We start from the raw sequence: 24348 nt of genomic DNA, 5'->3' as shown, positions 1-24348 counted from the left end.
ATGAAAGACTCTTTCTTCCGCTCCATGACCTGGCTGCATACCTGGGCCGGCCTGCTGGTGTGCTGGGTATTGCTGCTGATTTTCTTTGCCGGCAGCCTGAGCTATTTCCGCCACGAAACCAGCCTCTGGTTTAAACCCGAACTCCATGCCGGCGTCTACCGTGACTATCGAGCCGAGGCGCTTGCCCCCCAGGTGCGCCAGGCCCAGGACTATCTGAGCCGACAGGCGCCCGGAGCCAGGAGCTGGTCCATAGAATTCCCCACCCAGCGCCACCCTTACCTGAGTTACGGCTGGCAGAAGCCGCCTTTGCCCGGCCAGAGACGGGGCGACAAGTTGGAACTGGCGGTCAGCGCCGACGGTCAGCGGGTGATCAGCCAAATCCGCGACAGCCGGGGTGGCGACTTCCTGTATCGGCTGCATTTCGACCTGCACTATCTGCCGCCCCTCTATGCCCGCTACCTGGTCGGCTTCTGTACCTTATTCATGTTGATCGCCCTAGTCTCCGGCATAGTGATACATAAGCGCATCTTCAAGGACTTCTTCAGCTTCCGCCGCGGCAAGGGCAATCGCAGCTGGCTCGACGTCCATAACCTGAGTTCTGTCCTGGCCCTGCCCTATCACCTGATGATCACCTACAGCGGCTTGATCACCCTGATGTTTATCTATATGCCATGGGCGATTCAGAGCCAATACCAGGGCGACAGAGACAGCTTCCTCCGGGAACTCAATCCTGTCAGGGTGCAGTTGGCGGCCAGTGGCCGGGCGGCGCCGCTGTTCGACATAGACAAGCTGTTGCCCCAAGTCGCAGCGCACTGGCAAGCACAGGCACTGGACAAGATAGTCATCAGCGACCCCGGGGATGAACACAGCCGCATCAAGGTCTATCTCAACACGGGCAGGAGCATCACGGATGAGCCCAGGGTCATGGTGTTCGATGGCGTCAGCGGCGACTTACTGCAGGCAAGTCCTGAACAGTTTTCAGCCGCCATGAGCACTTACGATACCTTCATGGCATTGCACACGGCGCGGTTCGCCGATCCCATGCTGAGACTGTTATTCTTCTGCTGTGGCCTCCTGGGCTATGCCATGGTGGCCACGGGCACCCTGATGTGGGCGCGCAAACTGCGCCAGCAAGAACAGAAACAACTCGCCAAGGGTCAGGCTGCCAGCCTGGGGCTGCGTCTGGTCGAGGGCCTGAACCTGAGTGTGATTGCCGGCCTGCCGCTGGCGACGGCAGCCTTCTTCTATGCCAATCGCTTGCTGCCGCCCGGCCTGGAGCAGCGGGCCCAGTGGGAAGTCCATGGTTTCTTCATCGCCTGGGGCTGTGTCGCCCTGACGGCGCTCGTCGATCGCAGCGTCAACAGCTGGCGCAACTGGCTGCTCTTGGCGGCCGGCCTGTGGGGACTATTGCCTGTGCTCAATGCCCTGACCTCACCCAGCGATCTGCTGCATAATGTCCTGAGCCGGCAGTGGGCCCTGGTGGGCGTCGATCTCATGGGACTGGTCTTTGGCTGCGGCTTATTCTATGCCGCCACCAAGTTGCGGGCAGACAAAGCGGTTTGGCGTGCCAAGACCCCTGTCCCTTCGAGGGCAAGCCTATGACGGGAACTGCTATAGCAGGAGTCATGATACCGGCCTTGATGGGACTGAGTTACCTGGGGTTGGCCTTGCTTGCCCTGGCCAAATTCGGCCATTTCCGTGAGGTGTTCGCCAGGGCGCCGAGCGCGGCCCAGTCGCGGGGGCTGAGTTACGCCGGCAGCCTGTTGCTGGCAACGGTATTTATCCTGTGTGGCCAGCGCTTTGGCTGGGGTTATGGCAGCCTGGTCTTCATGGGCCTGGCCAGCCTCAGCGGCTTCCTGTGCATAATGAACCTGTCTTTTTGCGCCCGTCTCATGCCCGGCGCCATGTGGGTAACGGGCTCGGTCAGCGCCCTGCTGGCATTGAACTGCTACTGAGCCCCCCGGCCGGGATCATCCTCCCCCGCAGACAGGAGCAGGTTCCTGGGATATAGTTGATTATCAGATCACAGATATCGAGTCGAATAAGGAGTCTCCAATGGGGTTTCAAGTCACAGTGGACTGGCAAGCCAGCGCCGGGACAGAGGAAGGTCAATTTTGCCGGGATCACCAGATAGCCTTCGGCAGCGGCCAGCGGCTGTTGGCATCATCGGCGAGCGAATACAATGGCAGCGCCGACAGAGTCAATCCGGAAGAGAGTCTGCTGGCGGCCCTGTCTTCTTGCCACATGCTCACCTTCCTCACCATAGCCCATCTGAAACGCCTGCCGGTGGCGAGCTATGTCGACCAGGCCAGCGCCGAGCTGGGCAAGAACCAGGCCGGAAGAACTGCCATCAGCCGGATACAGCTCAAGCCGGAAATCGTCTTCGCCGATGGCGTCGAGGTGACCCAGGAAGTACTGGAAAAAATGCATCAGAAGGCCCATGCCAATTGCTTCATCGCCAATAGCTTGTCGGCAGAGATAGCCATAGAGATAGACTGGCGCGCCGGGGCCTTGAGGCCCGGCTCCGAGGCCCAGGACTGAACCGGAAAAAAACCAAAAAAAAACGCCGCCGATCCGGGAACTAAGGAGTCGGCAGCGCCCTAAACTCACGCTTAACTTCTATAGGTGAATGTCTTGCGCCTCGGCACCTGGGCTCATGGGCCGGCCCTGCAGCGGCGGCACCGGCTTGGCCTTCAACTCCGCCTCAAGGTAGCTCAGCGCCTTTTCCAATTGGGCATCCCGGCCTGTGAAGGTCGCAAACGGCAGATTGTCCACTTCGATATCCGGGCTCACGCCACGGCCTTCGAGCACCCAACGGCCATCTATGGCGTATTGGGGATATTCGGCCACCCGCGCCATGCCCCTATCCGTCACCGCATTACGCCCGGATAGCCAGACACCGGCGCCGGCAGTCTGCTTGCCTATCAGGGGCGCCAACCCCAGCGCCTTGATCCCGGCGGAGAAAGTCTCACCGTCCGAGTAAGTCAGCTGATCCGTCAGCACGGCTAAATGACCGCGGAAAGTTTGCTGCATATTGGTGCTGGGCGAGCCATAGGTAGGTTGCCAGAAGGCCCAGGCCCGACGCAGCAGCTTCTCTATGATCCAGCTGTCGATGTTGCCACCGCGATTGCGGCGCACATCTATGATCAGCCCGTCCTTGTCATAGTGGGTATAAAACTCACGGGCGAAGCTGGCGATATCCCCGCTGCCCATGGCATACAAGTGCAGGTAACCTATCTTGCCCCGACTCGCCTCGCGCACCTTGGCGGCATTGTGTTCCACCCAGTCCAGATAGCGCAGCTTGGCATCGGCCTGAGTCGCTATCGGGGTGACCACTGTCTTGTGTTGCTGCCGATTGCGGGAAAGCGCCAGCAGCACTTGTTTGCCCGCCTGATTACGCAGCACCCGGCTCACCTCGGCCAGATCGGCCACCTTCTGGCCGTTGATGGCGCTGATGATATCTCCTTCTCTGGCATCGACGCCCATGCGCCTGAGCGGCGCCGCCTGTGAGGGCAGTTCGGGATCCGTTTGATAGATATGGGCAATCTTAACCCCGGCACTGGTCTGCAGCAGGCGGGCCCCGAGGCTGGACGCCTCTGGGGTATTGGCCGCAAGCTGCATGTCGCCGCCACGCACCTGGGAATGCAGCGCATTGAGTTCGCCCATCATCTGCATGAAGATGTCGTTGAGCTCATGCCTGTCGGTCAGGCGCGACAACAGGGGTTGATACTTGGCCTTGGTTGCCTGCCAGTCCAGGCCGCGCATCTGCTTGTCGAAGAAGGAATCCCTGTGCATCAGCCAGGCATCCTCGAACATCTGTTGCCACTCCTGCTGCGGCTCGATAGCCAGTTGCCACTGGGACATGGGCACCTTGGCCTGGCTGACATCGGCCGCCAACTTGTCACCGGCATCGACGATCAAGACTTCCTTGCCCTTGGCTTGCCTGCGGAGCAGGAGTTTCTTACCGTCGTTCGACACACTGTAGTCGACCACCCCGTCGGCAAAGGTGTCGAGCTTGGGCGCCTGGGCATTGAATTTTATCAGCTTCAGGCTCTGACTATCCCCACTGTCTGGGTTATCCAGCAGATAGAGCCTGTCATCGAGTGCCGCCAATTGAGTGTAATTCCCGGCTGCCACAGGTACTTGCCACAGACGCTGGTTCAGGCCGTCCCAATCGACCTTGAGCCTGACCTCGCTATCTGTCGCCTCATCCCTGTCCGCCTGGACACTGAGTTCCGTGGGTTTGGCGAAGGGGAAACTGGCCCGTTTATCCAGTGCCAAGGCGAACACCTGGGTGCGCTTGTCGAATACCGGCCCCATGTTTCTGTCGCCCCAGGGCGAGTTTGGGGTGGCGACAAACTGGCGGTTGGACAGGAAATACAGCCAATGGCCGTCGGTGCTGAAACTGGGAGAGAAGGACTCATACTTGTCGCTGGTCAGGGGTTCGGCCTTCTCTTGATCCAGTGAATACAGGACCAGCTGTGGCCGCTGTTTGCCCAATTCTGACTTGGTCAGGGCGATGAAGCGACTGTCGGGCGACCAGCGAATGTCCGCGTAGGGCCCCAGGCCCTCGCCCTTGGCGATGATCTTCTTGTTGCTATGCTTGTTGAGATCGAGCAACCAGACGTTGCCATCATAATCGTCGTGGGCGATGAAGCGTCCATCGGCCGACAGGTAGAGGTTCATCCTCAGGGTGCTGCCGTCCTTGGTGAGGCGCTTGGCCCCCTGGCTGCCATCGGCGGGAAATTGCCAGATCTCCTGCTCACCGCTGGCGTCGCTGATGCCATAGATCCAGCGCCCATCGGTGCTCATGATGGCATTGCGGATACGGCTGTTACCCGGCAGGTTCACAGTCACCAGGCGTGAGCCATCGGTGGCTGCGACCGCCACCTGGCTGCGGGCGGTGATCACCGCCTTATCCCCCTTGGGGGCCAGGCTGACCGAGGTGGCATAATCCATGGGATCTGTCACCCAATGCTCGCGGCGCTGGGCAAAATCCGATGTCAGGGCGATCTCCAGGCTGGTGTCCTTGCCGCTGGCGAGATCGAACAATTTGATGTCGGCCCCCTGCTGGAAGACGATACGTCCTCTATCCATGCGGGCGCCACGCACCTGCCAATCTTGGTAATGAGTGATTTGTTTGGGATCTGTGCCGTCGAGCGCCATGGACCAGAGATTGGCGTTGCCATCGCTGTCGCTGATGAAATAGAGCCTGTCCTGCCACAACATGGGGCGGCGCACCGAGCCCTGGTGAGCGGCCGTCAGAGGCTCGGCCTCGACCTTGGCATCCAATTTGAAGCGCCATAATTCGCCTTTGGCGCCGCCACGATAGACCTTGGCATTGTCGCCCGTGGTCTGCAGGCCGAAACGGGTGAAATACAGGTATTCGCCCCTGGCATCCACAACCCCTTCGACGGCATCGGCGAGCGGTAGATCTTCAGTGGTTAGGGTTTGAGGGTCGACTGTGCGCAGGACCCAGTAGTTCGCCGGACCCGAGGCATTGTCTGTGGCGTACAGCACCTTGCCATCCGGGGTCCAGCCTTGAACCCGCACCCGGCTATTTTCAAAACTGACCCGTTTGGCCAGGCCACCGGCGACAGGGATCACATAGACTTCGCCTATGCCGTCATAATTGGCGACATAAGCCACAAACTTGCCATCGGCGGAAATCACGGCCCCCAGCTCTTCCGCCGCCTGGCTGGTCAAGCGGTGCGCCTGAGGCTCGCCAAGGGTCTGAGTCCAGAGATCCCCTTCGGCGGTAAACACCAAGGTTTGATCGTGTAGGGCCGGAGCACGGTAATAGCCTAGGGTCGCTTCGGCTTGCCCGGCCGCCATGGCCGCTGCGCTCAAGGTACCCAGGGCCAGCATGCAGCAGACAAGGGAATGGCGAAGTTTCATGTGAGTCCTCTATCCTGTTGTTTTTAATTGTTAAGATCTTCCCTGCCACAAACTACCAGAGTTTGCCCGCAAGATCTGTAACTTAGGTCGGAAGAAGTTTTAGCAAATGTGTATGCCCTGGGAACGGACATGGGTGAGGCTGAGAGGCTTCAGTGAGTGGACAGGTTCGCCGGCTTGCTTGGTTGCCACTTGTCCAGGATAGCGTCCAGTTCGCCGCGCTTTTTCAGCGCCGCTATGGCCTGGTTGAAGTGCGTCAATAGGGCCGGCGAGGTCCCAAGCTTACTCAGCATCAGGTGGATCTCGTTCTTGCCGACCCGCAGCGCCAACGGATACAGGCTGAGATTGTGGTTTTTTCTGGCAATGTAGGGCATGGCGATGGCATCCCCCAGCACCAGATCCGCCCTGCCATGGCTGAGCATCTGCACCGAGGCCGTGGCATTGCTGCTGTATTCCAGGAGCCCTGCTTGCCTCAGGCGTGGCCCGTTTTCCTGATATGCCGGCCCATACCAACCAGCCTCGGGCACCAGCAAGCTCAGTCCCCGGGTCAGGATGTCGTTCCAGCTTGTCACCTGGAACTCATGCCTGTGTTGAGGCAGGACGAATAATTTCAGCTCTTCGCCGCGATAGCTGTCGGAGAAATAGGCATAGGTTTCCCGCTCTGGGGTGAAACTGGCGCCCATCATCAGGTCCAGCCGGCCGCTTCTGAGCATCTGGTGTGAACGTTTTGCCGGCAGGTAGATAAACTGCAGCTCGCAGCCCAGATACTCGGCCAGGCCTTGCAACATTTCCACGTCCAGCCCCCGGGGCAAGCCCGCGGCATCACGCCAGGCGTAGGGTGGCCATAGATCATAACCTACGCTCAAGGGGCGCTCGCAGTAGGGCTCGGAGGCGGGGGCCGCCCATGCGCCCTGGCCCAGCAGCAACAGGGCCACAGCCATGAGCCTCAAGCCAAGGCCGCGCATCTCTAGCTTGCTTAACCTTACGCTTCCTGGGTCTATGTGAGGGCTCCTCCGCATGCAGCGGCCAAAAAATAACGTCTTGCAACGCCGGCGGTATTCTCCCTCATACCCATCCGCTATTCGCCATCCGGTTCTTTATCGAATGACTGCCGCTGCCGAGTCAGCCAAGACTCGCCCGAGGGCAAGCCTGATTATCCTCCAGAGTGCTGCCGGCTGTCATGACTTAAATGCCCAGCCGGGGAAAAAGCCGGGCTGCCTTACGCGTGTTTTGTGGCCGGGAGGGCATAGGCTCGCGACTCAGCGGGCTCGGCCATCGGCCTGCTGTATCTCGGCCAACAATCTGAGCCAGAGTTCATGCCCGCCACTCTGTGCCGACTGCACCTCGGGAAAGCGCGCCTTCAGTCTCTGGGCGAAGGTTCTGGCACCGGCATAGTCTTCCTCATCCAGGTATTGCTGCAGTCGTTGCAGCGCCAGCGTCAGGTTGGCCAGGTCCGGCTCGGAGGCGGCCATCTCGGGCGTCGGCTCGGGCATAGGCTCGGACATAGGCTCGGACATAGGCTCGGGCATAGGCTCGGGCATAGTCATATCCGCAACCATAGTCTGTCTCTGCATCTCCGGCGCCTGTCGCAGCTTGGCCGCCGGCGCGCCGCCGGTTACCGCGGCATCGGATGCCGGAACCCGACTCGGCATGGGCGTCAACTCGGGCACGGCTTGCCGGTGCCAGGCATGAGGATCGAGCAACAAGAGCCCGGCCACCAGCAGAACCGAGGCCGCGGTAGACAAGGGCCAACGATAGGCGCGCCAGGGTGAAGACCGCGGCGGCTGGCCGGCCCCAGCCCCTTGCGCTTCGCCCGGTTGCAACTGCCTGCGGGCCAACGCCAATATCTCCCTATCCAACTCCAGTGACGCTTGCTCCTGTGCCGTCAGGCGATACAGGGCGGCAATTTCGGCCGCCAATGCCTGCTCTTGCTCACTCATATCATTGGATTTCATGGCTTCCCCCCTGCCATTTGGCGGCAACACAGTCCTTCAGGCTCCGATGCGCATAACGGATCCGGCTCTTGGTCGCCTCCAGCGTCACCCCGGCTATGTCGCTGATGACGGCGGCGGTGAACCCCATCTCCATGTTGAGCAGAAATGCCTCCTTCTGCACCTGGGGCAAGAGGCCGATACAAGTCTTGAGCAGGCTCGCCTTGTATGCCTGCATCAACTCGACATCGGGTCGATAACTGTCGGCCAATGCCTGCGGCTCCTGTCCCATATCCTGCTGCTGTTCTTCGGTAAATTCGCTCAAGGGTTTGACGGCCCGGACATGGTCGATCAGCAAGTTGTGGGCGATGCGATATAGCCAGGTCGTAAACTTGGCGCTGTGCTGGTAAGTCGATGCCGCCTTTATCACCCGGCTCCAGGTTTCCTGGTACAGATCTTCGGCCAGCTGCTTATCGCCCATCTGGCGTACGAAGTAGCGGTACAGGGCGCCCTTGTGTTTCAGGTATAAGCGCTCGAATGCCTCGATATCGCCTCGGCCGTAACTCAACATCAGGCCTTCATCCGTCTGTATTGATTCTCTTTGTTTGACTAACGCCACTGCTTCTCCAGCCTCCGATTAGAAATCCCTACCAGGTAAAACGGCTCAAGGTACCGGCTCAAAATAAGAGACGATTCCCCGCCCTGAGTTTGCCCGCTGCGGCCTCCCTTGTCTATCGACAGCCATGGTTTGCGGCCGGCTTCCCATGAAAGCGTCGATATTAACAACGCAGCTCGATCCCGAAAGGGTTTCTCTTTCTGCTTTTCTGCTTTTCTGCAAGCTCTAAGCCCCTGACCTGGCAGCCCGCCTCGAGCCCATGCATGAGTAAACGCCCCGGAGACGGTTTGTGTGCTAAATTTGGCACACCAACCTCGAACATTGGCAGGCGGAGATGGCCCCCAAAACCCAGGCGCTAACACAGAAGTCAGCACAGAAACCAACACAGGCGCTGACACTGGCACTTGTACCGTCACTTGTACCGGCATTGATCGCCAAGTTGTTCGAATGTGCCAGGCGACCGGGCTGGTGCCTTGCCATGCTGCTCATCCCTGGATTGGCCCAGGCGACGACGGACGACATCACGGACAAGATCAGCCTGCCACCTGGCTTCAGCATAGAAATCTATATAGACAAGATCCCCAATGCCCGCCAGATGGCCCTGGGCGATGACGGCAGCCTGTTCGTCGGCAGTCGCCGTGAGGGCCGGGTCTACGGCGTCAAGGACCTGGATGCCGATGGCCGCCCGGACAAGGTGTTCGTCCTGGCCAGCGAGCTGCAGATGCCCTCGGGCATCGCCTTTCATGACGGCGCCCTCTATGTCGCCGCCGTAGATAAGATACTGCGTTATCCGCGGATAGAAGCCTACCTCAGCGCCAAGCTGGCCCGGCCGGATCTCCCCCCGCCACAACCGCAGCTGGTGTTCGATGACTTGCCCTCCGAGACCCACCACGGCTGGAAGTACCTGAAATTCGCCCCGGACGGCGAGCTCTATATCCCCATAGGGGCGCCATGCAACATATGTGATGCCGGAAAAGACTACGCCAAGATCATCGGCTTGAATCTCACCACCAAAGCAACCCGGCTGATAGCCGCCGGGGTGCGCAACAGCGTCGGCTTCGATTGGCACCCCAAGACCCGGGAACTCTGGTTCACGGACAACGGCCGCGACATGCTCGGTGACGATGTTCCCTCGGATGAACTCAACCGGGTCGGGCGCGAAGGAGCGCACTTCGGTTATCCCTATATTCATCAAGGGGATCTGCCCGATCCCAAATTCGGCCGGGGCAAACGCCCACAGGATTACCAGGCCCCAGAGGTAAAGCTCGGTGCCCACGTGGCGGCACTGGGCATGACCTTCTATCGTGGCCAACAGTTCCCGGCGCCCTATAATCAGGGGATCTTCATCGCCGAACACGGTTCCTGGAATCGCAGCACCAAGGTGGGGTATAAGGTGAGTTTCGTCGCCCTTGATGGCAACAGGGTCGTCGGGCTGAGCGACTTTGCCAGCGGTTGGCTGCAGGGGGAGACTGTGCTCGGCCGTCCCGCCGATGTGCTGCAACTGCCGGACGGTTCCCTGCTGGTCGCCGACGATGCCAAGGGCAGAGTCTACCGGATAAGCTACCGAACACCCTCGGCCGCCCCAGGCACAGAGCCAGACTAAAGCCAACGCCAAAGGCGCCATTCCTTGGCTCAGCAGCCTGCCCAAACCTAGGCATTCCGGCGCTTTTATCCGCTATAAAAGAGGCAAAAAATACCCGGCTCATGTTATTATTCTGCGCCACAGGCTTCCCACCCTCGAGGGTCGCGGAAGCCGTGCCTGTACCCAAGCCTGACACAAGGCTACCTACATAAATAAAATCAGTAAGTTAAGGAGTTATCATGCAAGCCCTAGTTGCCGTTGTTATGGGTTCCAAGAGTGATTGGCCCACCATGGAAGCCGCTGCAGAGATCATGGATAAGCTGCAAGTGCCTTATCATGTGGAAGTGGTCTCGGCCCATAGAACCCCGGACAAGCTGATGGCATTTGCAGACTCGGCTGCAGATAAGGGCTTTAAAGTCATCATAGGCGGTGCAGGTGGTGCGGCGCATCTGCCGGGCATGATAGCCTCCAAGACCCGCCTGCCGGTACTGGGGGTCCCAGTGCAGAGCAAGGCCCTGTCGGGCATGGATAGCCTGTTATCCATAGTGCAGATGCCCAAGGGCATTGCGGTCGGCACCTTGGCCATAGGCACTGCCGGCGCCTTCAATGCCGGCCTGCTGGCCTGTCAGATCCTCGCCAACAACGACGCCGCCCTGGCGAGTCGCCTGGAGGCCTTCCGCGAAGAACAGACCCGCGCCGTGCTCGACAACCCGGATCCGAGGGAAGTCTGATGCCGCATAAGAATCAAAGAGTCTGGGTATTGGGTGACGGCCAACTCGGCGCCATGCTGACCCATGCGGGCCAACCTCTGGCGATCGACGTGCGTCCCGTGGATATCATGACCCCGAGCGATGCCATACTGCCGCTGGGGGCCAATGACATCATCACGGCCGAGCGCGAGCAATGGCCCGAATCTGCCCTCAGCCTGCAACTCAGCAGCCACCCACATTTCGTCAATGGGCCGGTATTTAGCCGCTTGGCCGACAGATACAGCCAGAAGAGCCTGCTCGATGAGCTGGCGATCCCCACCGCCCCCTGGGAACTGGTCGACGATAACACTCAGGTGAGCCGTTTGTATCAAACCTATGGCGAGCGAGTGCTGATGAAGCGCCGCACCGGCGGTTACGACGGCAAGGGCCAACATTGGCTGAAGCAGGCCGAAGCCGGCGAGATCCCCGCAGATTGGCGCAACCAGGCGATCGCCGAACAGGCCATCGCCTTCGAAGAAGAAGTGTCTCTGGTGGGCGTTCGTACCCGTGAGGGCCGCTGCGTCTTCTACCCGCTGGCACTGAACCTGCACCAGGACGGCATATTGATGGCGTCTATCGCCCCGCTGTCGCGCCTGAGTCATCTGCAGGCCCAGGCCGAAACCATGCTGACCGCCATCATGAACGAGCTGGAATATATCGGGGTGATGGCGATGGAATGTTTCCGGGTCGCCGACAGCTTGTTAGTCAATGAGCTGGCGCCCAGGGTGCATAACTCGGGTCACTGGACCCAGGCTGCGACCCACATGGATCAGTTCCAACTGCACCTGCGTGCCCTATGCTCATTGCCTATCCCCCAGCCTCAGGTTAACTTCCAGTGTGTGATGCTCAACCTCATCGGCATAGAGAAAGACGATCGCTGGCTGAGCCTGCCCAATGCCGAACTGTTCTGGTATAACAAGGAGGTACGCCCGGGTCGTAAGCTGGGGCATTTAAACCTGTCTATCCATGCCACAGAGCAGCTGAGCGGCAGCATTCAGGCCTTGCAGCAATGGATGCCGGCGCAATATCAGGCGCCACTGGCGTGGATACTGGCGGAGTTTGCCTGAGCCCACGGCGGCGAAGTGAGACCAAGCCCTCATCCCCGTCATCCATGATGGGGATGAGGAATAGCAGCCAAGGATTATAGGCTATCATATACAAAGGCTTATATTTCGGTGCCAGCCCCATGGCACCGCAGTCCGAGCCCGGTCAGCAGGGTAGCTGCATCGCCTAGCCTCTTTGAGTAGCTTTACCTCAGTCAAGGAATACACAGGTGTCAAGAAGAGACAAGCTTAAACCCCATAGAATAGATAACCTGAGTTACAGATACCACCTGCTGTTACTGGCGCTGCCCATGCTGTTATTCGTGCTGGTATTCATGTTTTATCCCAGGTTGGATGCCGTCACTGTGCTGCCGCTCATACTGCTTTGTACCATCTATCTGTTCGGATACAGCCTGAGCTACTACCTGTATCAGGGGCGTCTGAGTCGTCTATGGCAACATCTGGAACAAGTGGTCCATATCAATGACTCGACCTTCGAGCTGGTCCATCTCTCCAGCCAATACCAGGACGAGCACGCCTTTCTCAATGCCCTGCTGAACAAGGCGGTCAGCATAGTCGATGGCGCCGAGATGGGCAGCATCATAAGTGTGGATCCCGAGACCCAGAAGCTGAATTTCGAATCCTGTGTCGGCATGGATCTGCAGAAGCTGAGACAAGTCAGCTTCACCCTGGAACAAACCTTCGAATATCGCCTGACCCAGGGTCGCTGTGACAGGGTCGTGGTCATAAACGACATGGAAAACGTCAACTCGGGCAGCAGTCTGTCGGCAGAGAACCAGCGGCTCCTGCTGACGGCGGCGCAAATTCCCATAAGATCGACCCTCTCCAGTCCGATACACATAGATGGCAAACTCTACGCCATGCTCAATTTAGACAGCGGCCTGGCCGGCGCCTTCAGCGACTATGATCGCAATCTGGTGGGGATCCTCACCCACGAGGCCAGCAACGCCATTTCCCTGTATCAGAAGTCACAACAGATCCGCAAATTGGCCAGTTTCGATCCCCTTACCGGCCTGTACAACAGGCAAAGGTTCGAAGACTTGCTCGAACAATGGCCGCTCAAGAGCCGGCAGGATAGCTGGTTGTTGCTGTTGGACATGGATAACCTCAAGGGTATCAATGATTTCAGGGGACACCAGCAGGGCGACGAGGCCATCAGGAGCCTGACACGGGCGATGAAGAGCCAATGGCCGGAGCAGGCATTGCTGGCCCGATTCGGTGGCGATGAGTTTGTGGCGCTCTGCGAAGGCTCGGAGCAACAACTCGAGCAAGATATTGCCGCGCTGCGGGACAGGCTCAAGCAGGATGTCGATTATCCGTTGGAATTCAGTGTCGGCATGGCCAGGCTCGGTCCCGACTGGCAACAGGCACTCAAGGATGCCGACGCCGCCATGTACCGCCAGAAGCGCGAGCATAAGGCCCCCAAGGCCAAACACTTGGGCTAGCGACGCTTAACCGAAGAATAGACGCCACAGCCAGGACGAGTCGAGATCTTCCTGGCAGCGCTTGTACTGAGCCGCATAGCGCTTGGATCTGGCGTCGACCTTGGCGGCAACCTTCACCAACCACGCCTTGGATCTATAGCTGCCACGTTTATAACCGCCCCAGCCCTCGTGATAATTCAAGTATTGCTTGCCGGCATCCCACTTGGAAACCTTGTTGAGCTTGTGTGTCTTATAGATAAACCAGCCCATGAAATCCATGGCATCATCGAAATCGCTGCGGCTCGACCAGGAGTTCCCCGTCTCGCGCACATAATCATCCCAGGTCATGGTCTTCGCCTGGGCATAACCATAGGCATCGCTGGCACGCCCTATGGGAATGAAACCGAGAAAATACTCCATGGGCGGAGCGGCATCGTGTTTGAAGGAGCTTTCCTGATACATCATGGCGAGCGGCACGTGCACAGGCACGCCCCATTTCTCACGACTGTCCTTGGCGGCGTCATACCAAGATCTATGCTCCTGAAAAATAGCGCATAAATTATCAGGTTCTTTGGGCGGGGAAGTGGCACAAGCGGCCAACTGAGAGGCTAACAACAAGAGCGCAAAGCCCGGGAGGCATTTCATAGTGCAGCAAAACTCCATTTATATCGGCATGCCAGTGTCACATCGAATAGCCGCAGATGCAATTGCCGCATCTCAGTCGGGTGTCTGAATTAAGGCCGGCATAGGCTGAAAATCCGCATTGAAAGCCGCATAGACAATCAGCCGCACCTAGCGCTGCGACCCGGATAGGCGGCATTCGTGGGCTTCTTGCTGCCAGATGCCGGGTTGCCAATAACCTGGGTCATTGCCTTGGTAAGGCCTGTCTTGGTTGAATTTGGCGCCTAGATGATAGCGCTCATCGGCAGCCACGGTCACAGACAAGTTTTTAGGCACCCGCGCCGCCAGGGCGACCTTCAAGGCGGGATCATCGATCAGCTCCGCCAGGGTAAACTCATGTACTCCCGGCGACAGGGCGTAATTGGGTCTGGAGATCACCGCCTTGCCATCGAGATGGGTCACCACCACCCGGTACCAGTCGGTCCGGCTGTCGGGTTGCAGGTAGGCCGAAACAGTGCCACAGGCCTGGTCCGGGTCCGGCGCCGAGGCACAACCCGTCAGGCCGGCGGCCAACAAGATACCGCCGGCGCAACGCCAGCTCATCTATGGCTACCGAAATAGTCGGCCAGAAAATCATCGAAGCTTTCGCTGTGCTCGGCCTCGAGCGCACTCTGGGACGCCAGGGAAGCCAGGGCTTCTGCGCGATAGCCGGCAATGACCTCGTCCGACAGGGGGTAATCGCTCAATAGCCGATGATACTCATGGGCCAGGTCCATCACCCACTTGCCATGATCACAGTTCCGCGCCTTTATCTCCTGCAGCACACGCCCGGACAGAGTGAGATCCGGATCTGCTATCGCCGCAAACCAGGTCTCCAGCGCGACCTGGTAATCATTGTCGTCGCCATCGAGCAAGAGTGCCAAAGGTTTGAGCTCGCCGAACAATTCATTGAGCCAGGCCTCCCTGCCGATGGCCAGGCCGCCTCTTTGCAGTTCCAGCCCAGGCTTGCGACCTTCGCTCACCACCGCCTTGAGGTTGGCCGTCATCTCATTTTCCTCCTCGGCATTCGAGGGCGGCGAATCACTGAGCAGGCAATAGAGCAGGAAGAGATCCAGGAAACGCACCTGTGACGCCTCTATGCCGACAGGGCTGAAGGGGTTGACGTCCAATGCCCTGACTTCTATGTACTCGACTCCGGCCCGCGCCAAGGCTTCGGAGGGTTTCTCACCGGCGCGGGTGACGCGTTTGGCCCGGATAGGCGAATAAAATTCATTTTCTATCTGCAACACATTGGCATTGAGCTGCCGATACTCGCCGTCGACCTTGACCCCTATCTGGGCGAAGCTGACAGACGGCATATGGGTTGCCTGACTCACCCCGGCCAGATATGCGTCCAAGGAGTTGTAGCTTATGTTCAGGTTTTCCTGTTCCTTGTTGGTGTAGCCCAGGTCGCTCATCCGCAGGGAGGTGGCATAGGGCAAGTACAAGGTGCCCTTGCCCATGCTGCTGAAATTAAAGCTGCTGTTTTGTTCCTTGATGAAGGAGCCGCATAGGGCCGGCGAGGCACCAAACAGGTAAGGCAAGACCCACACCAGACGTCGGTAATTGCGGATCAGGCCGAAGTAAGACTCGGAGATGAACTGCGCCAACGGGCGCTTCTTGTCGCTCAGCTCATAGAGCCGCTGCCACAACTCATGGGAAACCGAGAAGTTGAAATGCACCCCGGAAATGATCTGCATCAGGGCGCCATACCTGAGGGTCAAGCCCTTGCGATATAAGGTCTTCATTCTGCCGATGTTCGAGCTGCCGTACTGGGCTATGGGGATGTCTTTCTCATCGCCGACGTAACAAGGCATGCTCACGGGCCACAACCATTGTCCATTCAGGTTACGGACACTGAAGGCGTGGGTTTCGGTCAGGCCCTCGAGCAATTCATCTATATCTGCGTGCACCGGGGTGATGAACTCCAGCAAGGCCTCGCTGTAATCTGTGGTAATCCGCGAATGGGTCAATGCCGAACCCAAGGCACGTGGATGCGGATCCTGGGCCAGCATGCCATGGGGATCTATCCTTAAGGCCTCACGCTCTATGCCACGTGAAATACCCAGGAGGGCGGTGCGCCCTTGGGCGTCCGAGAGATGCTCTACTAGTTGGCTGAATGACTTCAATGTACGTTTCTCTGGTTTATGGTTCGCTCACGCGACAAGGCCATCTGACCCTTGTCCTTGGTATTAGCCGGATCCGAATTATCAGCTCCAAAATAAGCTCAAACTCCTCGCGGGAGCAAGCCCATTTAGGCTATTGCCCGACAAAATAACTGTGATTGCACATTTCGTCACAGTTATTTGTCGACTATCTATATGAGGGCAAAAAGCATTTTTACAATGCCAATAACTTCACCTGGTAGCCGAGTGCCGATAATTCCGCCTCGATACTCGCCCTGTCACCGACAACCACAATCACCATTTGGTTGATATCCAATAGGTTATTGGCGAGTCGGTTCAACTCATCCTTGCTGATGCCGGCGATTATCTTCGCCTGTCGCGCGGTAAAATCCGCTGGCAGACGATAGCGCTGGATCATACGCATGAAACCCGCTTTCTGGTATGGGGTCTCGTAATCGAGCGCCTGTCCCTGGGAGATAGAGCTGCGCATGAAGGCCAATTCACTGTCCGTCAACCCAGAATCATGGTAACGCTTGAGCTCCTTGATTAGCTCACTCAATGCCGGCGCGGTAACATCGCTGCGCACGCTCGACGAGGCGCTGAACTGTCCCAGCTCGCTGCCCCCCGAGAAGTCGCTGCGGGCGCCATAGCTGTAGCCCTTGTCCTCACGCAGATTGAGATTAATACGGCTGTTAAACGCCCCGCCCAGGGGGTAGTTCATCAGGTATGCCCTGAAGTACTCCCCCGTGGCATCATAGGGTAAGGCCAGCTTGCCCAGCTTGATCACGGATTGGGCGGCACCCGGCTTATCCACCAGATAAACAGTCCCGGCATGCGGCTCGGGCAAGGGAGCCAGGGGCGGCAAGGGACTCGCCTTCCCCTGCCAGGCGGCAAAACCCGCCAACTTGCTCATGACTTCGGCCTGGGGTAAGTCTGCCACCACCACCATCTGGCTGTTGCCCGCCGTGTATTGCTCGGCGTAGAAGGCTTTGACATCCTCCAATGTCAGGGATGCAACCGATGCCAGAGTCCCTGAGCTGCTGACCCCGAGCGGGCTCTGCTCACCATAAAGCAACCGGGAAAACGCCTGATTGGCCAGATAATTGGCATCCGATTTCAGGTGCTCCAGGCTCTGCAATTGCTGTTGCTTGAGACGTTCGAAGTCGGCGGCATCGAAGGCCGGGGTGAACAGGTGTTCGTTCAAGAGCGCCAGGGTCTGATCCAGGTGTTCACTCAGGCTGGAGACCTTGATATAGCTCTGGTAATCCGAGGCACCGAAGCTCAGATGACTGCCGAGCATTTCCAGTGCCTGGGCCAGCTCTTCAGCGCTGTGGCTCCGGCTCGACTCATTCAGCATAGCGGCCGTCAAGCCCGCCAGGCCGGCCTTGGCCACAGGCACCAACCTATGGCCACCATCCAGGTAGATCACCAATTCCACGGTCGGGGTCTCCTGACTCCGGGTTCCCAGTACCGCTATGCCATTGGCCAGTTTATCCTGCCACAGGGTCGGCACCTTCAGCAGCGGCGCCGCACCCGGGAGCGGCACCTTGTTGCGATCAACATCCTCGGGAATGACGCTCTCGACCCGGATTGGCGTCGCCGTATCGGCAACCGCGGGCAGCAACTGCGCCTGGAAATTGTCCTGGTGCGCCACCAGCTGTCCCATGCCTTCGGGCACCACGCTCATCACCACACTGGGCTTGTCTTTGATGTATTGCTCGAACACCCGCATCACATCCTCTTTGGTGACGCTGGCGTAACGCGCCAGATCTGCGGCTATCATGTTGGGATTGCCGGCCAAGGTTTGGTTGAGTGCCAGGGTCGAGACCTTGCCTGAGACGCTCTGCAGACCGAAGATAGTATCCGCCTCGAATTGCACCTTGGCTTTTTCCAGATCCGCGTCCGTCACGCCCCGCAGTTCAAATTCGGCGATGGCGTCACGAATGCGCGCTTCTATCTCGGCGAGTTGCCCGCCCTTGGCCGGGTTAGCCAGGGCATAGACAGAGAATAGACAGGCCAGTTCCTGACAGGGGTGGCTCACCCCTGCCTGCACCGCATAGCCGTCTTTCACCAGATCTTTGTATATGAGCGATGTCTTGCCGCCGCCTATGATGTTGGCCAGCAGATCCAGCGCAGGCTCATCGGCGTGGCGGGCGTAAACCGTGGGGAAACCCAGGCGAATAAGCGGCAGGTGAACCTTGTCTTCCATCGACAGATAGCGAGTCTTGTCCAAGGTCATCAAAGACTTGGCCACGGCGCTCACAGCCGGGCCGCTGGGAATGGCCGCAAAATACTTGTCGACCCAGGCCAGCGCCTGGGCTTCATCGAAGTCCCCGCCTATGGTGAGGGTGGCGTTGTTGGGGCCATACCAGCGCTGGAAGAACTGCTTCACATCATCGACAGTGGCCCTGTCCAAATCTGCGGGCCAGCCGATCACAGGCCAGGAATAGGGATGCCCGAGTGGGTAGAGGGCCTGATTGAACTTCTCATCCATGCGGCCGTAAGGGCGGTTGTCTATGCGCTGGGCGCGCTCATTCTTCACCGTCTCGCGTTGCACCTCAAATTTCTTCTCGGTCAGTGCCGGCAGGAGGAAGCCCATGCGATCTGACTCGAGCCAGAGCATCTTCTCCAGCTGGTTGCTCGGCACTGTCTCGAAATAATTGGTTCTGTCGTTGTTGGTGGTGCCGTTCAAATTACCGCCGGCCTCTGTGACCAACTTGAAATGCTGCTCGTCGGCAACGTGTTCCGAGCCCTGGAACATCATGTGTTCGAACAGATGAGCGAAACCGCTGCGGCCCGCCACCTCCCGAGCCGAACCCACATGGTAAGTCACATCCACATGCACCAAAGGATCCGAATCGTCCCGATGCAGGATAAGGGTCAAGCCATTGGCCAGACGGTATTTCTTATAGGGGATCCCCACCTGTCCATCCTTGACGGCCACGGCTTCGATGAAGCTCACGCCCTGGGGCAGGGCCGGGGTAGAGGCCTCGTTGGCACAGCCCAACAGGGCCAGGGCAACCGAGGTCGCCAATATCCATTTCTTCAAACTTATCTCCTTCGTCAGCCGAGTCGCTCACTCGGCGGTATTCAGTGCGTTCGGCGCTCAAGCCTCCAGGCGGAGCCTTCTCTCCGCATAGCCAGAGGCAATCTTGAATGCCTGACCCGGGGACGAGGCCAAAGTTGCCCCGGCGGCGCAATTCGAGTTCAGACCAACCTGACTCAGGCAACCATACCCAGGCAACCTTACTCCGGCAATCAGGGCTTAGCGAATGATAAATTGTGACTTTTTATTGCCTGACCCCCAGCTGCCCCGACGGCTATCTTACTCCCGATGCTAAAGTTATGACAACAAGCTCATTTATCACAATAAGTTATAATAAAAACGCTTTGGTATCCTGCGGCCGCTATGGATACAATGGCCAATCGCGATCGGCTCTTTGCACTGCGCCAGCTGTCATGGAGGATGCCCCATGGTCCACAAGACAGACTCGAAACTCACTTTACACTTGGAATACTCATGATTTTTCAAACTCTTAAACGCATTCCTTTCTGGCAAAAAGTCCTTGCAGGCTTTTTCCTCGGAGCCTTGGCCGGGGTCATTTTTGGCGAGTCTGCTACCCAGCTCAAGCCTCTGGGGGATCTCTTCATCGCCGCCATCAAGATGCTGGTTGCCCCGCTGGTCTTCTGTGCCATAGTGGTGAGCATCACCTCCATGGGGTCGCAGGTGAGCCTCAAGCGCCTGAGTTTCAAGACCCTGGCCATGTTTATGCTCACAGGCACCATAGCCTCCCTGATAGGCCTGGCCATCGGCAGCATGATAGACATGGGCGGCTCCATGCAGCTGGTCGCGGGTGAAGTGCGTGAGCGCAACATTCCCGGCTTCGCCCAGGTGCTGCTGGATATGATCCCGGTCAACCCCTTCGCCTCGCTGGCCCAAGGCAAGGTATTGCAGATCATAGTGTTCGCCGCCCTGGTCGGCATCGCCATCAACAAGGTGGGCGACAAGGCGACACCGCTGAAACAAGCCATAGAAGCCGGTGCCGAAGTCATGTTCCAGTTGACCCGCATGGTGCTGCAGTTGACCCCTATAGGCGTCTTCGGCCTGATGGCCTGGGTGGTGGGTGAATACGGCTTATCGACCCTGTTGCCGCTGGGGAAATTCATCGGTGCCATCTACCTGGCGGCGCTGATCCACATCATCTTCGTCTATGGGGGGCTGGTGAAATTCGGCGCCGGCCTGAGCCCGCTGCAATTCTTCCGTAAGGCCATGCCGGCACAGCTGGTCGCCTTCAGCACGGCTTCAAGCTTCGGCACCCTGCCTGCCAGCACCCGCTGCGTCGAGTCCATGGGGGTATCCAAGCGTTACAGTGCCTTCGTACTGCCGCTGGGCGCCACCATGAACATGGATGGCTGTGGCGGCATCTACCCCGCCATCGCCGCCATCTTCATCGCCCAGATCTATGGTATTCCACTCGATGCCACCGATTATGTACTGATTGCCGTGACTGCGACCGTCGCCTCCGTCGGCACCGCCGGCGTGCCCGGCAGTGCCATGGTGATGCTGACTGTGACTCTGGGGGTGATAGGCCTGCCGCTGGAAGGCATCGCCTTCATCGCCGCCATCGACAGGGTGATAGACATGATACGCACAGCCACCAATGTCACGGGTGACATGATGACAGCCGTGGTGATCGGCAAGTCGGAGCAGCAGCTGGATCTCGCTCAGTTCTATGCCAACGATCTCGCCGCCACATCGACAGCAGAAGCCGACGACACAGACATGGCGGCCAGCCCGGAGCGCGCCGCCGGCTAAGGACAATCGAGTCAGGATAACAAGGCCGCGCAAGCGGCCTTTTTAATGGCGAAAAATCGGCCTGCCTGGGTCAGTCTCTCCACAGAGCGCCACTATATCTTCGAGCATTGTCCTCAAGCATTGTCTTCAAGACAATGCCTTGCCTAAAGTGCTTTCAATCCCACCGAATGACCGGATATTTAATGCGATTGGTATTATACTCATTGCTATTCAAACGATTAGAATCAAATCTATGGCCAAACTCTTCCTGCTGCCGCTCCTCCTGTGCCTGTTATGGACCCTCTTCCTGCGCATCAACGGCGTGTCGCTGAAACAAGGCAGCAAGGGATTTGGCTACATACTGGGGATCAGTGCCATCATCTGGCTGATGTTTGCGGTCCTGCTATGGCTAACCTCGGGACAGAATCAAGCCAACTATTGAGTCGCACACGCGCATCCCTGGCCCTCATGTCAGTTCCAGCCATGAAACAGCCGGCAGGGTTGCCGGCTGCGGGTTTTAGCTTGGGAGCCAACCCGCCCTAACCCAGGACGGCGAGCAAGATGCCAGCGGCCACGGCAGAACCCAGCACGCCGGCCACATTCGGCCCCATGGCATGCATCAAGAGATAGTTATGCTGATTGGCTTCCAGACCGACCTTATTCACCACCCTGGCCGCCATAGGCACGGCCGAGACCCCGGCCGCACCTATCAGGGGATTGACCTTGCCGCCCGACAGCTTGCACATCAGTTTGGCCATCAGCACCCCGGTGGCAGTACCTATGCCGAAGGCGACGGCGCCCAGCAGCAAAATACCCAGGGTCTCCTGTCGCAGGAACTGCGCCGCCGACAACTTGGAGCCCACGGCTAAGCCGAGGAAGATGGTGACTATGTTGATCAGCTCGTTCTGCGCCGTCTTGGAGAGTCTATCGACCACCCCGGATTCGCGCATCAGGTTCCCCAGACAGAACATGCCCACCAGCGGCGTGGCCGCCGGCAGAAAGAGTATGGTCAGTCCGAGCACCATGAGCGGAAAGATAACCTTCTCCTTCTTACTCACCTCACGCAGCTGCTCCATCTTGATTTCCCGCTCCGCCTGGGTCGTCAGCAGGCGCATGATAGGCGGCTGTATGATGGGCACCAATGCCATGTAGGAGTACGCCGCTACGGCTATGGCTCCCAGGAGTTCGGGTGCCAGCTTGGAGGCCAGGAAGATGGCCGTGGGTCCATCCGCCCCGCCTATGATGGCGATCGCGGCGGCATCCTTCATGCTGAACTCGAACCCAGGCACCAGGTTCAGGGCTATGGCGCCTATCAGGGTGGCAAAGATCCCGAACTGGGCGGCGGCGCCGAGCAACAAGGTCTTGGGATTGGCGATCAGGGCACCGAAATCCGTCAAGGCCCCCACCCCCATGAAGATCAACAGCGGAAACACCCCGGTTTCTATGCCCACATGGTAGGCGTAATACAGCATGCCGCCCTCTTCGGTGAAACCTGCATGGGGAATGTTAGCCAGCACGGCGCCGAAGCCGATAGGCAACAGCAGCAGCGGCTCGAAGCCCCTGACGATCGCCAGATACAGCAATAGCCCACCGACGGCCATCATCAGCATTTGCCCAGGGGTAAAATGCGCTATGCCTGTCTCGGCCCAGAACGCCATTAATCCATCCATAAAGACTCCTAGGCCAAGGCCAACAATTGAGAACCCACGGCGACCACATCGCCCTCTTTCACCCACAGCTTGGCGATGATGCCATCGGCCTGGGCCCGCAACTCGGTTTCCATCTTCATGGCCTCCAATATGATCACCACATCGCCTTCGCGTACCGCGTCACCGGCGGCGACATTCACCTTGAAGATGTTGCCCGACAGCGGCGCACTCATCTCGAGCCTTATCTCGCCGGCCGCGGGGGAATTTCCGGGGATGGCGGCTGCACTTGGCGTCGGCAGGCTGACCACTGCGCCCGTCTCGGCTGCGACTATCTGGCTGATCTCGCCACCGGGACTGACTTCGACCACGAAGCTCTGGCCTTCGACCTTGACCCTATAGGTCTCGGGGCCGCAGGGGGCAGCCGGCGCCGTCGCTAGCTGCGGCTCGGACTCGGGTCTGGCTTCGAAGGCCGAGGGATCGTCGCGGTGCTTGAGGAACTGCAGGCCTATCTGGGGAAAGAGCGCATAGGTGAGCACATCGTCATCCAGCTCTGTGGCCAGGCGGATCCCTTGTTCCCTGGCCTTGAGCGCCAGCTCTTCACGCAGCTTATCCAGTTCAGGTGCCAGCAGATCCGCAGGACGGCAACTGATAGCCTCGGCGCCTTGCAGCACCCTGGCCTGCAGCTCGGCATTGACAGGTGCCGGGGTGGCGCCGTATTCGCCCTTGAGCACCCCTTCGGTCTCCTTGGTCAGCGACTTGTAGCGTTCGCCCATCAGCACATTGATCACCGCCTGAGTGCCGACTATCTGTGAGGTGGGGGTGACCAGTGGCAGAAAGCCCAAATCCTCACGCACTCTGGGGATCTCCTCGAGCACGGCATCCATCTTGTCGCCGGCGCCCTGCTCCCTGAGCTGGCTCTCCATATTGGTCAGCATGCCGCCAGGTACCTGCGCCCGCAGGATCCTGGAGTCTATGCCCTTGAGTGCCCCTTCGAAGCGGGCATACTTCTTGCGCACCTCACGGAAATAGGCGGCAATGTCTTCGAGCAGCTGCATGTCATACCCAGTGGCGCGACTCGTGTCTTCGACCATGGCCACCAGGGTCTCGGTGGCGCTATGACCATAGGTCTGGCTCATGGAGGAGATGGCGGTATCCAGCACATCTATGCCCGCTTCTATCGCCTTCTGGTAGGTGGCGGTGCTCAGGCCCGTGGTGGCATGGCACTGCATGGATAACACCAGCCCCGTCTGGGCCTTGAGACGACTGACCAGCTCGAAGGCCTGCATAGGCTTAAGCAACCCTGCCATGTCTTTGATACATAGGGAATGGCACCCCATATCCTCCAGGCGCTTGCCCATGTCGACCCAGGTATCGAGCGTGTGCACCGGACTCGTGGTATAGGAAATGGTGCCCTGGGCGTGGCCACCGACCCGGCTCACCGCCTTGACCGCCGTCTCCAGATTACGCACATCGTTCATGGCATCGAAGATACGGAACACATCGACGCCATTTTCATGGGCGCGCTCGACGAAACGGTGCACCAAGTCGTCGGCATAGTGACGATAGCCCAATAGATTTTGCCCACGCAGCAGCATCTGCTGTGGCGTGTTGGGCATCAGCTTCTTCAATTCGCGGATCCGCTCCCAGGGATCTTCCCCCAGATAACGAATGCAGGCGTCGAAGGTCGCGCCACCCCAGGACTCCAGCGACCAAAAGCCGACCTTGTCCAGCAAGGGGGCGATCGGCAACATATCTTCGATACGCAGCCGGGTGGCAAGCAGTGACTGATGTGCATCTCTGAGGACCACATCGGTTAAGGCTAACGACTTACTCATAATCATCCCCAAATAAGCTTAA

The 24348-nt window shown here is 58.7% G+C and carries 19 protein-coding genes; 9 read left to right on the top strand and 10 right to left on the bottom strand.

Features of this window, described 5'->3' with window-relative positions; genetic code table 11:
• The 3 genes from HC757_RS11655 (at position 1) to HC757_RS11645 (ending at position 2541) form a co-directional block, all read left to right on the top strand.
• Positions 1 to 1602: a PepSY-associated TM helix domain-containing protein gene (locus HC757_RS11655; RefSeq protein ID WP_169564536.1), complete on the top strand. Its 1602-nt coding sequence runs from the start codon at positions 1 to 3 to the stop codon at positions 1600 to 1602.
• Positions 1599 to 1955, top strand: coding sequence for a DUF3325 domain-containing protein (locus HC757_RS11650; RefSeq protein WP_244623467.1), 357 nt, complete (start codon positions 1599 to 1601; stop codon positions 1953 to 1955). Before HC757_RS11655 ends, HC757_RS11650 begins: the two co-directional genes overlap by 4 nt.
• Before the next feature lie 100 nt (positions 1956 to 2055).
• Positions 2056 to 2541, top strand: a complete 486-nt coding sequence (locus tag HC757_RS11645; RefSeq protein WP_169564535.1) for an OsmC family protein — start codon at positions 2056 to 2058, stop codon at positions 2539 to 2541.
• 78 nt (positions 2542 to 2619) lie between these two features.
• Here the strand turns inward: HC757_RS11645 and HC757_RS11640 are convergent, their stop codons facing one another.
• The 4 genes from HC757_RS11640 to HC757_RS11625 form a co-directional block, all read right to left on the bottom strand.
• Positions 2620 to 5898: a S41 family peptidase gene (locus HC757_RS11640; RefSeq protein WP_169564534.1), complete on the bottom strand. Its 3279-nt coding sequence runs from the start codon at positions 5896 to 5898 to the stop codon at positions 2620 to 2622.
• Positions 5899 to 6047: 149 nt separating this feature from the next.
• Positions 6048 to 6836 (bottom strand): substrate-binding periplasmic protein, encoded by a 789-nt coding sequence (locus tag HC757_RS11635; protein ID WP_169564533.1) that lies wholly within the window; start codon positions 6834 to 6836, stop codon positions 6048 to 6050.
• A gap of 318 nt (positions 6837 to 7154) precedes the next feature.
• The gene (locus HC757_RS11630; protein WP_169564532.1) at positions 7155 to 7850 is read right to left on the bottom strand and encodes a hypothetical protein; all 696 of its coding nucleotides are present in this window, start codon (positions 7848 to 7850) and stop codon (positions 7155 to 7157) included.
• Entirely contained in the window at positions 7837 to 8397 is a 561-nt protein-coding gene (locus tag HC757_RS11625; RefSeq protein WP_169564561.1) for a sigma-70 family RNA polymerase sigma factor, read from the bottom strand. The genes HC757_RS11630 and HC757_RS11625 overlap by 14 nt, the downstream gene beginning before the upstream one ends.
• A 379-nt stretch (positions 8398 to 8776) precedes the next feature.
• On the opposite strand from HC757_RS11625, the gene HC757_RS11620 reads away from it, so the two are divergent.
• The 4 genes from HC757_RS11620 (at position 8777) to HC757_RS11605 (ending at position 13282) form a co-directional block, all read left to right on the top strand.
• Positions 8777 to 10045, top strand: coding sequence for a PQQ-dependent sugar dehydrogenase (locus HC757_RS11620; RefSeq protein ID WP_244623465.1), 1269 nt, complete (start codon positions 8777 to 8779; stop codon positions 10043 to 10045).
• Positions 10046 to 10263: 218 nt separating this feature from the next.
• Entirely contained in the window at positions 10264 to 10755 is a 492-nt protein-coding gene (purE, locus tag HC757_RS11615) for a 5-(carboxyamino)imidazole ribonucleotide mutase (protein ID WP_169564531.1), read from the top strand.
• Complete coding sequence (purK, locus tag HC757_RS11610; RefSeq protein ID WP_169564530.1) at positions 10755 to 11840, top strand: 5-(carboxyamino)imidazole ribonucleotide synthase; 1086 nt, start codon at positions 10755 to 10757, stop codon at positions 11838 to 11840. The genes purE and purK overlap by 1 nt, the downstream gene beginning before the upstream one ends.
• 206 nt (positions 11841 to 12046) lie before the next feature.
• Entirely contained in the window at positions 12047 to 13282 is a 1236-nt protein-coding gene (locus HC757_RS11605; protein WP_342343066.1) for a sensor domain-containing diguanylate cyclase, read from the top strand.
• Positions 13283 to 13288: 6 nt separating this feature from the next.
• On the opposite strand, the gene HC757_RS11600 is transcribed toward HC757_RS11605, so the two are convergent.
• The 4 genes from HC757_RS11600 to HC757_RS11585 all read right to left on the bottom strand — a co-directional run bounded on the left by HC757_RS11600 (position 13289) and on the right by HC757_RS11585 (position 19096).
• The gene (locus HC757_RS11600; protein ID WP_169564529.1) at positions 13289 to 13906 is read right to left on the bottom strand and encodes a transglycosylase SLT domain-containing protein; all 618 of its coding nucleotides are present in this window, start codon (positions 13904 to 13906) and stop codon (positions 13289 to 13291) included.
• Positions 13907 to 14053: 147 nt separating this feature from the next.
• On the bottom strand, positions 14054 to 14485 hold the full coding sequence (locus HC757_RS11595) for a hypothetical protein (protein ID WP_169564528.1): 432 nt from the start codon (positions 14483 to 14485) through the stop codon (positions 14054 to 14056).
• A complete protein-coding gene (gshA, locus tag HC757_RS11590) occupies positions 14482 to 16050 on the bottom strand; it encodes a glutamate--cysteine ligase (RefSeq protein WP_169564527.1) in 1569 nt (522 codons plus the stop codon). The genes HC757_RS11595 and gshA overlap by 4 nt, the downstream gene beginning before the upstream one ends.
• 211 nt (positions 16051 to 16261) lie before the next feature.
• A complete protein-coding gene (locus HC757_RS11585; RefSeq protein ID WP_169564526.1) occupies positions 16262 to 19096 on the bottom strand; it encodes a M16 family metallopeptidase in 2835 nt (944 codons plus the stop codon).
• A 471-nt stretch (positions 19097 to 19567) separates the two neighbouring features.
• On the opposite strand from HC757_RS11585, the gene HC757_RS11580 reads away from it, so the two are divergent.
• Both HC757_RS11580 and HC757_RS11575 read left to right on the top strand, forming a co-directional pair.
• Entirely contained in the window at positions 19568 to 20863 is a 1296-nt protein-coding gene (locus tag HC757_RS11580; RefSeq protein ID WP_244623464.1) for a dicarboxylate/amino acid:cation symporter, read from the top strand.
• Between the two features lie 232 nt (positions 20864 to 21095).
• Entirely contained in the window at positions 21096 to 21284 is a 189-nt protein-coding gene (locus tag HC757_RS11575; protein ID WP_169564525.1) for a hypothetical protein, read from the top strand.
• Between the two features lie 97 nt (positions 21285 to 21381).
• Here HC757_RS11575 and HC757_RS11570 read toward each other — a convergent pair whose 3' ends face one another.
• Positions 21382 to 22512, bottom strand: coding sequence for a sodium ion-translocating decarboxylase subunit beta (locus HC757_RS11570; RefSeq protein ID WP_169564524.1), 1131 nt, complete (start codon positions 22510 to 22512; stop codon positions 21382 to 21384).
• A gap of 8 nt (positions 22513 to 22520) precedes the next feature.
• Positions 22521 to 24326: a sodium-extruding oxaloacetate decarboxylase subunit alpha gene (oadA, locus tag HC757_RS11565; RefSeq protein WP_169564523.1), complete on the bottom strand. Its 1806-nt coding sequence runs from the start codon at positions 24324 to 24326 to the stop codon at positions 22521 to 22523.
• Positions 24327 to 24348 lie beyond the last annotated feature (22 nt).

It is taken from the genome of Shewanella salipaludis (genome assembly GCF_012911865.1).
GTDB lineage: Bacteria > Pseudomonadota > Gammaproteobacteria > Enterobacterales > Shewanellaceae > Shewanella > Shewanella salipaludis.
Note: the sequence above shows the minus strand (reverse complement) of the source record. Positions and strands in the feature narration are given on the sequence as shown.